The sequence below is a fragment of the Kribbella sp. C-35 genome (assembly GCF_046549195.1).
Classification (GTDB): Bacteria; Actinomycetota; Actinomycetes; order Propionibacteriales; family Kribbellaceae; genus Kribbella.
The window spans coordinates 252996-267727 of the sequence record NZ_JAJPWG010000007.1 but is presented as its reverse complement, the minus strand read 5'-3'; the positions used below and the strand labels follow the sequence as shown (position 1 = coordinate 267727).

At 68.5% G+C, this 14732-nt stretch carries 14 protein-coding genes; 8 read left to right on the top strand and 6 right to left on the bottom strand.

Annotated features, from left to right (window positions below; genetic code table 11):
• The first annotated feature begins 6 nt into the window (after positions 1 to 6).
• Positions 7 to 936 carry a hypothetical protein gene (locus ACLJOO_RS38790; RefSeq protein WP_410792851.1) on the top strand — a complete coding sequence of 310 codons (930 nt, stop codon included), beginning with the start codon at positions 7 to 9 and terminating at the stop codon, positions 934 to 936.
• Here the strand turns inward: ACLJOO_RS38790 and ACLJOO_RS38785 are convergent, their stop codons facing one another.
• Genes ACLJOO_RS38785 through ACLJOO_RS38770 form a run of 4 tightly spaced genes read right to left on the bottom strand, consistent with a single transcriptional unit; the run spans position 937 to position 5169 of the window.
• Positions 937 to 2187: a glucarate dehydratase family protein gene (locus ACLJOO_RS38785; protein ID WP_410792850.1), complete on the bottom strand. Its 1251-nt coding sequence runs from the start codon at positions 2185 to 2187 to the stop codon at positions 937 to 939.
• A complete protein-coding gene (locus tag ACLJOO_RS38780; protein WP_410792848.1) occupies positions 2184 to 3674 on the bottom strand; it encodes a tripartite tricarboxylate transporter permease in 1491 nt (496 codons plus the stop codon). Before ACLJOO_RS38780 ends, ACLJOO_RS38785 begins: the two co-directional genes overlap by 4 nt.
• Positions 3674 to 4171: a tripartite tricarboxylate transporter TctB family protein gene (locus tag ACLJOO_RS38775; protein ID WP_410792846.1), complete on the bottom strand. Its 498-nt coding sequence runs from the start codon at positions 4169 to 4171 to the stop codon at positions 3674 to 3676. Before ACLJOO_RS38775 ends, ACLJOO_RS38780 begins: the two co-directional genes overlap by 1 nt.
• Positions 4168 to 5169, bottom strand: coding sequence for a Bug family tripartite tricarboxylate transporter substrate binding protein (locus ACLJOO_RS38770; RefSeq protein ID WP_410792844.1), 1002 nt, complete (start codon positions 5167 to 5169; stop codon positions 4168 to 4170). Before ACLJOO_RS38770 ends, ACLJOO_RS38775 begins: the two co-directional genes overlap by 4 nt.
• A 111-nt stretch (positions 5170 to 5280) precedes the next feature.
• On the opposite strand from ACLJOO_RS38770, the gene ACLJOO_RS38765 reads away from it, so the two are divergent.
• The 7 genes from ACLJOO_RS38765 to mmuM are packed head-to-tail and all read left to right on the top strand — an operon-like array spanning position 5281 to position 12217.
• A complete protein-coding gene (locus ACLJOO_RS38765; protein WP_410792843.1) occupies positions 5281 to 6159 on the top strand; it encodes a LysR substrate-binding domain-containing protein in 879 nt (292 codons plus the stop codon).
• 52 nt (positions 6160 to 6211) lie between these two features.
• Positions 6212 to 7126, top strand: a complete 915-nt coding sequence (kdgD, locus tag ACLJOO_RS38760; protein WP_410792841.1) for a 5-dehydro-4-deoxyglucarate dehydratase — start codon at positions 6212 to 6214, stop codon at positions 7124 to 7126.
• A 17-nt stretch (positions 7127 to 7143) separates the two neighbouring features.
• Positions 7144 to 8442 (top strand): enolase C-terminal domain-like protein, encoded by a 1299-nt coding sequence (locus ACLJOO_RS38755; protein WP_410792840.1) that lies wholly within the window; start codon positions 7144 to 7146, stop codon positions 8440 to 8442.
• A complete protein-coding gene (locus tag ACLJOO_RS38750) occupies positions 8443 to 9267 on the top strand; it encodes a M55 family metallopeptidase (RefSeq protein WP_410792838.1) in 825 nt (274 codons plus the stop codon).
• Between the two features lie 34 nt (positions 9268 to 9301).
• The gene (locus ACLJOO_RS38745) at positions 9302 to 10387 is read left to right on the top strand and encodes an esterase-like activity of phytase family protein (protein ID WP_410792836.1); all 1086 of its coding nucleotides are present in this window, start codon (positions 9302 to 9304) and stop codon (positions 10385 to 10387) included.
• A gap of 41 nt (positions 10388 to 10428) precedes the next feature.
• Positions 10429 to 11355 carry an FAD-dependent oxidoreductase gene (locus ACLJOO_RS38740; protein ID WP_410792834.1) on the top strand — a complete coding sequence of 309 codons (927 nt, stop codon included), beginning with the start codon at positions 10429 to 10431 and terminating at the stop codon, positions 11353 to 11355.
• The gene (gene mmuM / locus ACLJOO_RS38735; RefSeq protein ID WP_410792832.1) at positions 11348 to 12217 is read left to right on the top strand and encodes a homocysteine S-methyltransferase; all 870 of its coding nucleotides are present in this window, start codon (positions 11348 to 11350) and stop codon (positions 12215 to 12217) included. Before ACLJOO_RS38740 ends, mmuM begins: the two co-directional genes overlap by 8 nt.
• Positions 12218 to 12249: 32 nt before the next feature.
• Here the strand turns inward: mmuM and ACLJOO_RS38730 are convergent, their stop codons facing one another.
• Both ACLJOO_RS38730 and ACLJOO_RS38725 read right to left on the bottom strand, forming a co-directional pair.
• Positions 12250 to 13626 (bottom strand): PLP-dependent aminotransferase family protein, encoded by a 1377-nt coding sequence (locus ACLJOO_RS38730; protein ID WP_410792830.1) that lies wholly within the window; start codon positions 13624 to 13626, stop codon positions 12250 to 12252.
• Between the two features lie 69 nt (positions 13627 to 13695).
• Positions 13696 to 14694, bottom strand: coding sequence for an NAD(P)-dependent alcohol dehydrogenase (locus ACLJOO_RS38725; RefSeq protein WP_410792828.1), 999 nt, complete (start codon positions 14692 to 14694; stop codon positions 13696 to 13698).
• Between the last annotated feature and the right edge of the window lie 38 nt (positions 14695 to 14732).

Genomic DNA, 14732 nt, shown 5'->3' with positions numbered 1-14732 from the left:
GCCGGCATGGCGCAGCTCGTGCACGCCCGCACACCGGTCCCGCGGCGGAAGCGGGTCGAATTCGGCGGGACGATTGTGCTGGGCGCGTTCGCCGTTCTCGAGTTCATCAACGGTATCTGGCAGGTGGCGGTCGGGATGGCCGCCATCGCCGTGCTGCTGATTCCGGTCGCGTTCGTGATCGCGGGGCGGGCGGTACGCCGGCATCCGGACTGGATCGAGGTGCGGCCGGATCGGATCACCGCGTTGCGGGCTTCCGGCGCGTCGTGGGAGCTGGTCCGGAACGACGACAGCACGTTGCGCGTCGCGGATTCCCGGGGCCAGCCGCATCTCTACCTCGAAGGCATGACCTCGAACGGCATGATCCCCCTCGCCCGCTTCAACGTCGAAGAGTTCCGCCAAGCCGCCACCACGGAGGGTTGGCACTGGTCGACGCCGTACGCAGACGGCGCGACTGCACGTAAGCAAGCTGTTGCACCAGCGGGACCGGAGCGGGGGACTCGGGTTGTGCTTCGGGATGGGGCTCGGGGGCCGTTGCCTTGGGCCAATGGAGGGTTCAGTCCGAAGCTTGTGGTGGCGTTTTGTGTGGTAGTGGCGATGGGGGCGATGGCGTTGGCGTTCGCCAGTGCGTCGACGACCGCGATCATCATCGCCGTACTAGGCCCAAGCATCGTGCTCGCACTCGCGTTGGTCACCCTCGCCATCAGGCACGCCCTCCGCGTCACCCTGTACGTCACGATCGCACCGGACCGCGTATCGGTCACCCACGGCACCCTCGCCTCGCAGGTCGTCCAGCGGACCGCCGTCACCTCCATCAAGATCGGCCGCCGCTACGCCCGCCTCCGCGGCCCAGACGGCAAACCACTCTTGTACGTCCCCCTCAACCCACAGCGCACCGCCGTACTGAACGCCCTCTCCGCGAACGGCTGGCCGGTCTAACTACCAGCGTCCCGTGTTAGGGCTGAACCCCGGATCAACAGTCCGCATGTACGTCGTGTCGTCCCGCTTCCGGATCCCGCACGCCAGGTACTGCTCGTGCAACGCCCCCAGCGCGTCGACGTCCAACTCGACACCGAGCCCAGGCCCCCGAGGCACCCGCACACTCCCGGACTCGAACGCCAACACACCAGGCTTGACCACGTCCTCTGTCTTCCACGGATAGTGCGTGTCGCACGCATACGTCAGGTTCGGCGTCGCCGCAGCAAGATGCGTCATCGCGGCAAGACTGATCCCGAGATGCGAGTTGGAGTGCATCGACAACCCCATCTCGAACGTGTCGCAGATCCCCGCCAGCAACTGCGACCGCCGCAGCCCACCCCAGTAGTGATGATCCGACAGCACCACCTGCACAGCGTCCGCAAGCACAGCCGGCTTCAAATGCGCGAACGCGATCACGCACATATTGGTCGCCAACGGAATCTCGGTCTGCCGCGCAACGGCCGCCATACCGTCGATCCCAGGCGTCGGATCCTCCAGATATTCCAGTACGCCGCTGAGCTCCCGAGCAACCTGCACCGACGTATCCACGGTCCACGCACAGTTCGGATCGATCCGCAGCTTGTGCTCCGGGAACGCCTCGGCGAGCGCCCGGACCGCCTCGGCCTCCTGCGCCGGCGGGAACACGCCACCCTTCAACTTGATCGCCGTGAACCCGTACTCCCCGATCATCTTCGCGGCCTGCCGCACGATCCCATCCGGGTCGAGCGCCGCGCCCCACGCGTCCGGTTCACCACCCGGATGAGCAGCCCACTTGTAGAACAGATACGCACTGAACGGCACCTCGTCCCGGACCGCTCCGCCGAGCAGATCCACCACCGGGAGCCCCAACTGCTTGCCCTGAAGATCGAGCAGCGCGACCTCGTACGGCGACAGCACCACGTCGACCGGGTCCTGCAGGTTGAGCATCCCACCGACCTGAGCCCCACCGCCGCTGGTCAGTACGTCGCGCACGCGCTGACGCAGACCGTTCACGTCGAAGATGTCCAGCCCGGGCAGTACGTCGGCGACGGCGCGCAATCGCGCCAGGTGATCGTCGGCGGCGTACGTCTCCCCCAACCCGACCAGCCCGTCATCCGTCCGCACCTGGACGATCGTCCGCAGCGCGAACGGCTCGTGGACACCGACCACGTTGAGGAGCGGCGGGTCCGCGAAGGCGACCGGGGTCAGTTCGACGCTGGCGATCTTGCTCATACGAGCTCCTTCTCCTTACGTCGACGTACCAGCACACGCACCGCGGGCAATGCGAGGACGATGATCAGCGCCGCGAGCACCGTGCCGGAGATCGGCCGCGTGAAGAAGCCCATCGGGTTGCCGCCGAAGATCAGCAGCGACTGCCGGACCGCGGTCTCCATCACGCTGCCGAGGACGAACGCGAGCACCAGCGGCCCCGGTTCGAATCCGAACTTCTTCATCAGGTACCCGAGGACGCCGAACACGATCACCAGGAAGATGTCGAACACCTGGTTCGCCACCGTGTAGACGCCGAGCAGCGTGATCAGCACCGTGATCGGCGCGAGGACCGCGGGCCGGACCTTGAGGATCTTCACGAACACCCCGACCAGCGGAATGCTCATGATCAGCAGCAGGATGTTGCCGAGGTACATCGAGTTGACCACGCCCCAGAACAGGTCCGGGTGCTCGGACACCAGTTGCGGACCGGGCGGGATCCCCTGGATCAGCAGCGCGCCGAACATCAGCGCCATCGTCGCGTTCGCTGGTATACCAAGCGTCAGCAGCGGGATGAACGACGAGGTGGCGGCCGCGTTGTTCGCCGTCTCCGGCGCCGCGACCCCCTCGACCGCGCCGCGGCCGAACCGCTCGGGCTCCTTCGCCCGCCGCTTCTCCACCGCGTACGCGACCAGCGACGACAGCGTCGCGCCGCCACCAGGCAGGACGCCGAGCACGAAACCGATCACCGAGCCCCGGCCGATCGCGCCGCGCGCCTGTCGCAGGTCGGCCCGCGACGGCCAGACGTTCGCGACCGCGGCCGGCTCGTGCTGTTTGGTATGCCGTTCCTCCAGGTTGTAGAGGATCTCGCCGAGCCCGAACAGACCCATCGCGATCGGCACGAAGTCGATGCCATCGGCAAGGTTCAGGCTGTCGAACGTGAACCGGCTCGCCCCGGTGAACGTGTCCCGCCCGACCGTTGCCAGCAGCAACCCGAGCCCCGCGGCGATCACCGCCTTCAACCGGCCGCCGTTCCCCACGGTCGCCACCAGCAGTACGCCGAACAACGACAGGGCGGCGTACTCCGGCGGACCGAAGTCGAGCGCCACGCCCGCGACCACCGGTGCGAGCAGCGTCAGCCCGATGATCGACACCGTGCCGCCGATGAACGACCCGATCGCCGCGATGCCGAGCGCCGTACCGGCTCGTCCTTGTTTGGCGAGCGCGAACCCGTCGAACACCGTGACCACGGACGACGCCTCGCCCGGTAGCCGCAGCAGGACCGACGTGATCGTGCCGCCGTACTGCGCGCCGTAGAAGATGCCGGCCAGCATGATGATCGCCGACACCGGCTCGACGCCATACGTGATCGGCAGCAGGATCGCGATCGTCGCGGCCGGGCCGAGCCCGGGGAGGACGCCGATCAGCATGCCGATGACGACGCCGATCAGGCAGTAGAGGAGGTTCGCGGGCTCCAGGACAACGCCGAAGCCGTCGATCAAGCCGCCCATCAGATCAACCTGGGCAGCGGAATCTGCAGCAGCAGCACGAAGAGCAAGTAGAACGCGGCGACCGTGCCCACGCTGATCGCGACCGATGACACCCAGGACTCCTTGCCCAGGAACCGCAGCCACACGAACGTCAGCAGCAACGACGGGATCTCGAACCCGATCAACGGCAGCACGGCCGCGAAGACCACAAGCGTCAGCACGGCGACCGCCGTCAGCACACTCGACCGCGAGAACTTCTCGGTGTCCGTCCCGTTGCGGCCGACCAGCGCGAGGATGATCGACAGCACGCTCACGACGACGCAGACCACGAACGGCCACAGACCCGGCCCCGGCTGGGTCAACCGGCCCAGCCCGAGCGCGAGCGACCCGAGGACTCCGGCGATACCGACGACACCGGCAGCGACAGCCGCCCCGAGCTGAGACCACGGGCCTGCGTGCGGCGGACGATCTGCGGCGAGTTCCTCCCGCAGCGCGGCCCCACTCACTTCTTCGCTCACTTCTTCGCTGCCAGCGAGATCCCGTACTGGTCGAGCTGTGCCTTGTACTTGGTGGCGGCCTCGTCGAGGATCTTCTTGATCTCGTCGGGCCCGACCTCCCGCGGCGTCAGGAAGTTCTCCTCGTTGAACTTCTTGTACGTGTCCGTCGCGAAGGTCTTCTTCGCGGCATCGGCGATCTTCGCCTTGACGTCGTCCGGCGTACCCTTCGGCGCGGTCAGGAACCGGTACTGCGACACCACGACGTCGTAGCCCTGTTCCTTGGCTGTTGGCACGTCCGGCAGGAAGGCGATGCGCTCGGCCGAGAACACCGCGAGCGGGACGAGTTTGCCGGCCTTGACGTTCTCGATCCCCTCACCGATCTGGAAGGTGGCGACGTCGACCTGCTGACCGAGCAGTGCGGTCATCGCGGGCGCACCGCCGTCGAACGGAACGTCCGTCGCCGCGATGCCCGCGGTCTTGAAGGTCAACGCGGAAGCCAGCTGCGCGCCGGTGCCGACACCGGTCGTGCCGTACTTGATGTTCTTCCCGGCCTTCTTCAGATCGGCGATGGTCTTGTAGCCGGACGCGGCCGGGGCAGCCAGCATGTAGTCGTCCTGCGAGACGCCGGTGATCAGGTCGAAGTCGTCGAGCTTGACCACCTCGTTCGCCGAGACCGCCAGCGGCGTGATGGTGAACAGCGACGCGTTCTGGACCGCGATCTTGTAGCCGTCGGCCTTGGCGGCCTGCAGTTCCTTGGCGTTCAGGGCGCCGTTCGCGCCGGGCTTGTTGACCACCGGCACGGAGACACCGAGCTCCTTGCCGAGGCCCTCCGCGATCGCGCGGGTGATCAGGTCGGTGCTGCCGCCGGGGGACGCCCCGACACTCATCTGGATGTTGCCGGTCGGGTAGTCGCCGTCGCCTCCGGTGGAGGTCGTCTTCACGCCACCGCATCCGGCCAGGACAACGGAAACACTGACCGCCATCACCAGGACGCGGCGGTTCAGTTTGCTGAACAGCATGGGATTCCTCCTCCACGAGAGTGGGACCCGGGCTCGATTGCGTGAGCGTAGGGACGGGCGATCATGCGTGTCCAAGGCCGATGTGGCATCGAGTGATACCTTTCGGGAATCATGTTTTCGCTCGACCAGCTGAGCGCGTTCGTCGCGGTCGCCGAGGAACTGCACTTCGGTCGCGCCGCCGAGCGGCTGAACATGACCCAGCCGCCGTTGAGCCGTCAGGTGCAGAAGCTCGAGCGGGCCGTCGGAGCGCGGCTGCTCGAGCGCGACAACCGCAAGGTCGAGCTGACCGAGGCCGGGCAGGCGTTTCTCACCGAGGCCCGCCGGCTGCTCGCGCTGGTCGAGACCGCGGGTGATCTCGCGCGCCGGGTGGACCAGGGTGCGGCGGGAACGCTGCGGCTCGGGTTCACGGCCACGTCGGCGATCCGGACGCTCGGGCCGCTGCTGCGCCGGCTGTCCGAGGAACTGCCGGACGTCGACGTGATCCTGCACGAGCGCGTCACGCCCGCGCAGATCGACGGGCTGCTGCGCGGCGAGCTGGATCTCGGACTCGGACGGCCGCCGTTCGACTCCGGCGTACTGGACTCCCGGATCGTGGTCCGCGAGCCGTTGTGTGCTGTTGTCCCCGGCAACCATCGGCTCGCGGCGCTCGGCCGGCCGTTGACGGCGGCGGACTTCAGCGGGGAGCAGGTGATCAGCTACTCGCCGACCCAGGCCCGGTACTTCCACGAGCTGACCGTGCGGTTCCTCGCCGAGTCGCACCCGCGGATCGAGCAGCGGGTGCAGCAGATCCTCACCGTGATCCTGCTGGTCGCCGCCGGTCGCGGCGTCGCGCTGGTGCCGGCGTCGGCCCGGCACCTCGGGGTCGAGGGCGTGACGTACTGCGACCTGGACGGGCCCGGCCAAGCGGTCGAGTTGCACGCGATCTGGCGGCGGGACGCGACCAGCCCGGTGCTTCAGCGCGTGCTCACGATGCTCCCAGAGCATCATTAGATCCAAAATCGATCTTGGACAGGTATCCACGGAGCTTTCTACGCTGAGCGGCGTGACCCACTACTCCCCTTCCGAGCTCGCCGCACAGCTCAAGACCGGCCTGCTCTCGTTCCCCGTGACGCACTTCCACGCGGACCTCAGCTTCAACGAGGCCGGGTACCGCGAGCACCTGTCCTGGCTGAGCCAGTACGACGTCGCGGGCCTGTTCGCCGCGGGCGGGACCGGCGAGGGCTTCTCGCTGACGCCGGCAGAGATCGACACCGTCGTACGGACGGCTGTTTCGGAGGTGAACGGGCGGGTGCCGGTGATCGCGCCGGCGACGGGTGGGACCGCGTCCGCGGTGGCGGGCGCCCAGGCGGCGGAGACGGCCGGTGCGGACGGGGTGCTGCTGTTCCCGCCGTACCTGACCGAGGCCGGTCAACGTGGTTTGATCGAGCATGTGTCGGCGCTGTGCCGCAGTACATCGCTCGGGGTAACGGTGTACAGCAGAGCGAATGCGATCCTCGACGACGTGACGGTTGCCGAGCTCGCGGACCGGAACCCGAACTTGGTCTGCCTCAAGGACGGGGTCGGGAATGTCGAGCAGATGACGCGGACGTACGCGCGGGTGGGCGAGCGGCTCACGTACGTCGGCGGGCTGCCGACGGCGGAGACGTTCGCGCTGCCGTTGCTGCAGCTCGGGTACAGCACGTACTCGTCGGCGATCTTCAACTTCGTGCCGGAGTTCGCGCTCGGCTTCTACGCGGACGTGATCGCGCAGGACCGTTCTTCGGTATACCAAAAGCTGAACGACTTCGTCATTCCGTACCTGGACATCCGCGATCGGACCAAGGGGTACGCCGTTTCGATCGTGAAGGCCGGCGTCAACGCGATCGGCCGCGGCGCGGGGCCGGTGCGCCCGCCGCTGCAGGACCTCAGCTCTGAGGAACTCGCCCAGCTCACCGAACTGATCGGGAAGGTCAAATGACGCCTACCGTCGCGTCGGTGGAGGTTGTGCCTGTTGCTGGGTACGACAGCATGCTGCTGAATCTGAGTGGGGCGCATGGGCCGTTCTTCACGCGCAACGTCGTGATCGTCACCGATAGCGCGGGCAACACCGGACTCGGGGAGGTCCCGGGCGGCGAGAAGATCGCCGGCACGATCCGCGACGCCGCGCCCCTGGTGGTCGGGCAGCCGCTGGCCAGATACCGCCAGGTGCTTCAGACCGTTTCCACCACGTTCCAAGGCCTCGACAGTGGGGGGCGCGGGTTGCAGACATTCGATCTCCGGACGACGGTGCATGCCGTGACGGGGCTCGAGTCCGCGCTCCTCGATCTGCTCGGGCAGCATCTCGGCGTACCGGTCGCCGAATTGCTCGGCGACGGGCAGCAGCGCAGTGCGGTCCCGGTGCTGGGATACCTGTTTTATGTAGGAGACGCGACACAGACAGACCTACCCTACCGGACTGACCACGGCGATGACAGGTGGTCGCAGGTCAGGCGGCGGCCGGCGTTGACGGCTGACGCTGTGGTGGAGTTGGCTGTGGCGGCGCGGGAGCGGTATGGGTTTGCGGACTTCAAGCTCAAGGGTGGCGTGTTCGATCCGCATGTCGAGGTGGACGCGGTGCGGGCGCTGCACGAGCGGTTCCCGGCGGCGCGGATCACGGTCGACCCGAACGGCGCGTGGTTGGTTCGCGAGGCCGTCGCGGTCTGCTCGGGTCTGGACGACGTACTGGCGTATGTCGAGGATCCGTGCGGCGCCGAGTCCGGGTTCTCCGGGCGGGAGACGATGGCCGAGTTCAAGCGGCAGACCGGTCTGCGGACGGCGACCAACATGATCGCGACCGACTGGCGCGAACTCGCGCACGCGATCCGGACGGACGCGGTCGACATCCCGTTGGCCGACCCGCACTTCTGGACGATGGCCGGATCGGTACGGGTCGCGCAGCTGTGTCACGACTTCGGGCTGACCTGGGGTTCGCACTCCAACAATCACTTCGACATCTCGCTGGCGATGTTCACGCACGTCGGCGCGGCCGCGCCGGGTGACATCACTGCGCTCGACACGCACTGGATCTGGCAGGACGGGCAGGCGCTGACCAAGGAGCCGCTGCAGATCGCCGGCGGCGAGATCGCCGTACCGACGCGCCCCGGGCTCGGGATCGAGCTCGACCACGACGCACTGGCCGCCGCACACGAGCTGTACATGGAGCACGGCCTCGGCGCACGCAACGACGCGATCGCGATGCAGTACCTGATCGAGGACTGGGCCTTCGACCCGAAACGGCCTTGTATGGTGCGGTAGATGAAGATCTTCTTGTCCACCGACATGGAAGGTACGGCGGGGGTGGTCGACTGGAGCCAGGCCCGTGGACCGGGTCCGGAGTACGAGTACTACCGGGGTCAGCTGCAGGCCGAGGTGAACGCCGCGATCGACGGCGCGCTGGCCGCGGGCGGGACCGAGTTCCTGGTGAACGACTCGCACTCGACGATGCAGAACCTACGCCCGGACTCGTTACACGGCCAGGCGAGCTACCTGTCCGGGAAGCACAAGCCGCTGTACATGATGCAGGGCCTCGACGACTCGTTCGACGCCGCGTTCTTCGTCTCGTACCACGGGTCGGCGGGGTCGACGTCGTCCGTGCTGCACCACACGTACAACCCGCGGGCGATCGCCGAGGTCCGGCTGAACGGCGCGATCACCGGTGAGGCCGGGATCAACGCGCTGGTGGCGCTGGCGTACGGCGTTCCCGTCGTACTGATCTCGGGCGACCGGGTGACGATCGACGAAGCGCAGGCGTTCTGTCCGGACATCGAATCGATCGTCGTGAAGGACTCGGTCTCACACAACGCTGCTCTGTCGGTGCATCCGGAGCGGGCCCGGGAGCTGATCCACGACGGTGCGCGCCGCGCGATCGCTCGGCTGAGTGACATCCGGTTGCCGAGCATCACGCTGCCCGCGGAGCTGACCGTTCGCTTCCACAGCGGCGCGTTCGCCGAGCTGGCCTGCGAGCTGCGCGGCGTCGAGCGACGCGAGGAGAAGGTAGTTGCCTTGCGCAATGACGATCCGCTGCAGCTTTACCGGAGCTTCATCGCGACCGTCCTGTTGAGCCGCGGAGTCAGCGAGTAGTTTGGTCCGGTCGTCTCTCTCCTAGGAGTCCGGAATGCGTTGGCAGAAGCCGCTGGCCGCAGCAGTCGTCCTGACCGCCCTCACCACGACGCTCACCGCGTCCGCGACTCCAGTCCAGCAGGGCGGTGCCTGTTCGTCGGACGCGACGCTCCTCGGTTTCAGCGATGCGCTCGACAAGACGACGTACGACGGGCAGCCGGTGGCCGGCTTGTCCGCACTCAACGTGACCGGACCGCACAGCGCGGTCGCGCTCGTCGACAACATCGCGACCACGCCCGCCCGGGTGTTCGACCTGAAGGTGAACAGCAAGCCGACCTCGGTGCAGGTCGACGGTATGACGATTCTCCGGCGCCCGGACGGTACGCCGTACAACGGCGGCGACTTCGACGGCGAAGGGCTCGTCGTCGAGCGGGGCGACCGGACCATCCTCGCGACGTCGGAACGGGAGCCGTCGATCCGGCGTTTCCGGTTGTCGGACGGCAAGCAGATCGGTCAGCTGCCGGTGCCGGCCCGCTTCCAGGTCGCGCCCGCCGGTGAGGCGACGAGCAACGCGACGTTCGAGTCGCTGGCGGTCAGCCGTGACGGTCTGTCGCTGTACGCCGGTATGGAAGGCCCGCTCGCCTCGGACGGGACCGACGCCGACAACCGCAGCCGGAACCGCATCATCCGGTACTTCGGTCTGCCCGGACACGAGTACCGGCCGGTCGCGCAGTACGCGTACCAGCCGGACCCGGGACTCGCGCTCGTCGAGCTCGCGTCGGTGAGCCCGACCGAACTGGTGTCGATGGAGCGGACGTTCACGCCGGGCGTCGGGAACACGATCCGCGTGTTCACGGTGTCGCTGCGACGGGCGACCGACGTCACCAAGGTGGCTTCGCTGGCGGACGCCCCGTCCTCCGTCTTCCTGCAGAAGAAGCTGCTGTTCGACCTGGTGGACTGCCCGCCGTCGGGCGCGGTCGCGAAGCAGCCGCAGCCGAACCCGTTGCTGGACAACGTCGAGGCACTCGCGCTCGGCGGATACCTGCCGGGCGGACGCCGGCAGCTCTATCTGATGTCGGACGACAACAACGGCGCCACGCAGATCACCCGCTTCTACTCCCTGGCGGTCAACCTCCACTGACGCGCCTGGCGTGATCACGGTGTGTAGGTAAGACTGTGGGAATGCGCGTGATCGTGGTGGGTGCGGGCGTGATCGGGCTGAGCTGTGCCATCAAGCTCGCCGAGGGCGGGTACGACGTGGCGGTGTTCGCCCGCGATCTGCCGTTGGAGACGACGTCGTCCGTGGCGGCCGCGATCTGGTACCCGTACCTGTCGGCGCCGGAGGACCGGGTGGCCGGCTGGTCGCGGGCGACGTACGAGGAGTTCGCGAAGCTCGCGGAAATCGAGCCGTCGGTGCAACTGCGGCACGGGCGTGAGTTCCTGACGGAGCGGACACCGGATCCGCGCTGGGCCGACGTACTGCCGGATCTCACGCGGGTCGCGTCGCCGCCGGCCGGGTTCGTGGACGGGTGGGCCTTCACGACGCCGGTGATCGACATGCCGGCGTACCTGCCTGCGTTGGTGAAACGGCTCGAGGCTGCGGGCGGGACGCTGACGCGGGCGGCGTTGTCCGCGTTGCCGACCGGGGCCGATCTCGTGGTGAACTGCACCGGGCTCGGCGCGCGGCTGACCGCGAGCGATCCGACGGTGACGCCGGTTCGCGGACAGGTGCTGACGGTTGAGCCGTGCGGGTTGACCGATTGGCTGCTCGCGGACCGTTCGCCGGGCGAGCTGACGTACGTGATCCCGCGCCAGAACGACGTGGTCGTCGGCGGCACCAGCCAGCCGGGCGACTGGAACCTGACGGTCGACCCGAAGACCACCTCGCAGATCATGGAGCGGGCGGCCGAGCTGGTTCCCCAACTGCGCAAGGCGAAAATCATCCGGCAGCGGGTCGGGCTGCGGCCGGCGCGGCCGGCGATCCGGTGCGAGCTCGTACGCACCCGCTCCGGCGAGCCGATCATCCACTGCTACGGCCACGGCGGCTCCGGCGTCACGCTCTCCTGGGGCTGCGCGGACGAGGTCTTCGAACTTGTCCAGAGTGTCTGATCATCTGGTCATCCTGGACGGCGGCCTGTCGAACGCCCTCGAGGACCGCGGCCACGACCTGTCCGACACGCTGTGGTCGGCCCGTCTGCTGCGTGACGCGCCTTCGGAGATCGCCGCCGTGCACCGCGCGTACTACGAGGCCGGCGCGATGGTCGCCACCACCGCGAGCTACCAGGCCAGCGTGGTCGGCTTCGAACGCGCCGGCGTCGAACGCACCGAAGCCGAGCGCCTGATCAGCAGCAGCGTCCGCATCGCACTCGAGGTCCGCGACGAGTTCCATGGTCGGTTGGTGGCTGCGTCTGTGGGGCCGTACGGCGCGATGCTCGCGGACGGATCGGAGTACCGCGGCCGGTACGGCGTGAGCGCGCAGGTCCTCCGCGACTTCCACGGCCCGCGCCTCGAGCTCCTCGCCAACGCCGGCCCCGACCTACTGGCCGTCGAAACCATCCCCGACACCGACGAGGCCGAGGTCCTGGTCGAGCTCCTGCGCGAACTCGACTTCCCCGCGTGGTTCTCGTACTCGATCGAAGACGACCACACCCGCGCCGGCCAACCACTCACACAAGCCTTCGCGATCCCCGCCATCGACCAGGTAGTTGCCATCGGCATCAACTGCTGCAACCCCACCGACGTCCAGGCCGCCGTACAAACAGCCGTAGCCGTCTCCGGCAAACCCGCGATCGCCTACCCCAACCACGGCGAGTCCTGGGACGCAATCGCCCGCAAGTGGGTCGGCAACGGCGCGGGACCGGCGGGGCTCGCACCCGGGTGGGTCGAGGCGGGAGCGACGTACGTCGGAGGCTGCTGCCGCGTCGGCCCGGACGACATTCGGGCCCTCGCAGCGGGTCTTTCCGGAACATAACCGTCACCCGCTGGCGATTTGTTTCCGAAAAGTCAGACGCCGAGGATCTGGCAGAGGAGGTCCAGGGCTCCGGGGTAGGCGTGGTCGGGTGGGGTGCCGTAGCCGACGATTACGGCTTGGCGGGTGGCTGGGGTGGGGTTGAAGTGGTACGTCGTGAGGGTGGCGAGGCCGAGGCCCTGGCGGGCGGCTCGGGCGACGATGTCTTCGGCGTCGCCGGGAACGTCCAACAGCACATGGAGGCCGGCCGAGATGCCGGCGACCTCGACCGTGGGTGCGCGGACCGCGAGCAGTTCGACGAGGCGGTCACGGCGTCGGCGGTAGTGCAGGCGGGAACGCCGTACGTGCCGGTCGTAGTGGCCGGACGCGATGAATTCCGCGAGGACGAGCTGTTCGAGGGTCGCGGTCTGGAAGTCCGCCGTCCGCTTCGCCGCGATCACCGGCTCGATCAACCGCTGCGGCAGCACCATCCACGCGAGCCGGAGCCCCGGCGCGAGGCTCTTGCTCGCCGTACCCGTGTACACGACCCGCTCCGGATCAAGCGCCTGCAGCGCCCCGACCGCCTGCCGGTCGTACCGGAACTCGCCGTCGTAGTCGTCCTCGATCAGCACCGCCCCCGACTCCCGCGCCCACTCGACGGCAGCGGTACGGCGCTCCGGCGCGAGCGGCACGCCCGTCGGCATCTGATGCGCCGGCGTGAGCAGCACGCCCTGCCCGGCCAACCCGGTCGTCTGCGCACCCAACTCGTCCACCGGTACGGCGACCACATCCAGCCCGCGGGCCCGGATCACGTCCCGATGCAGCCCGTACCCGAACTCCTCGACCGCGATCGTCGTACCGCCGAGCGTCTTGATCGCCTCGCTCAGCAGACTCAGCGCCTGCACGTACCCCGAGCAGATCAGGATCCGCTCCGGATCGGCCCGCACCCCGCGCGCCCGGGCCAGGTAGTCCGCCAGCACCCGCCGCAACTCGATCCGGCCCCGCGGGTCCCCGAGCCCGAACGCCTCGTTCGGCGCCGCGGTCAGCGCCTTCCGCGCCGCGGCCAGCCACTCGGTCCGCGGGAACGTCGCCACATCCGGGGAACCCGGCGTCAGGTCGTACCGAAAACTCCGGGCCTCGGGCAACGAAACGCTCGGCGACGGCGGTACGGCGGCGCGATTGGCGACCACCGTCCCGGACCCCTGCCGTGCCGTCAGCCACCCCTCGGCCACGAGCTGCCCGTAGGCGTCGGCGACCGTGTTCCGCGCGATCCCGAGGTCGCGGGCCAGCGACCGCGACGACGGCAACCGGGTCCCGGCCGCCAGCCGCCCGCTCCGGATCGACTCGTGCAGGGCCCGGGCCAGCTCGTTCCGGCCGCGGGCGGCGGCCAGATCCAGGTGCAGATCCGCCCCCACCGCGTCCGAAGTCTCCATAAAACCGGACTGTATCGCGACGGTACCTACTGACCCCCGGACCGCATCACCACCGGCCTTCGGCGGTGATCATGCGGCGAAGCCGGTGATGGCGATCTTGCCGCGGGCCGCGCCGGTGACGAGACGGCGCATCGCGTCCGGGACCTGCTCCAGCGGGTACGTGCGGTCAAGGCTAGGCACCACCTGGCCGGCTTCGATGAGTTCGGTCAGGCGAGCCAGGTCGGCACCGCGCTCCTTGTTGACGAAGGTGGTCAGACGCTGGCGGATGAACAGCGAGAGAACCACCGCACGCAACTGCCGGTTCATGCCGCCGGTCGGGCCGCCGCCGTCCTCACCACCGGTGATCACAGCCGTCCCGGTGGCCGTCAGCGCCCGCCGCAACCGCGACAGCGTCGGGTTGCCGGCGATGTCGATGATCAGGTCGTAGCGATTCGGCCCCTCGGCGAAGTCCTCGCGCTTGTAGTCGATGACGTGGTCGGCCCCGAGTGCCCGGACCAGGTCGAGCTTGGACGTGCTCGCCACCCCGGACACCTCGGCACCGAACGCCTTGGCGAGCTGTACGGCGTAACTGCCGACGCCACCGGACGCCCCGATGACCAGCACGTGCTGGCCAGGTGACACCCGGCCGACGGTCAACGCATCCAGCGCGGTGAGTCCGGAGATCGGTACGACGGCGGCTTCCTCGAAGGAGAGGTTCGCCGGCTTCCGCACGAGTTTGTCCGCGCGACCCACGGCGTACTGCGCGAACGAGCCGGGCGCGACGCCGTACACCTCGTCGCCGACCGCGTGCGTGGTCACCGCCGAGCCGATGGCCTCGACCGTACCGGCGACGTCTCGTCCCGGGACCGGATTGCGCGGCCGACGGAGCCCGAACGCGAGCCGGATGGGGTACGGCGTACCCGTCATCAGATGCCAGGTGCCGCGGTCGAGGCCGGCTGCCTGCACGCGGACGAGCACCTCGTTGGCGCCTGGTTCGGGCCGGGCGATCTGCGCGGAACGCAGGACGTCGATCGAGCCGTACCCGTCCTGGACGATCGCCTGCATGGTGGTCGTGGTGGTCGATGCCATTGGTGTCCCCCTGCTCGAGGCGCCCCCAGTGCACCATC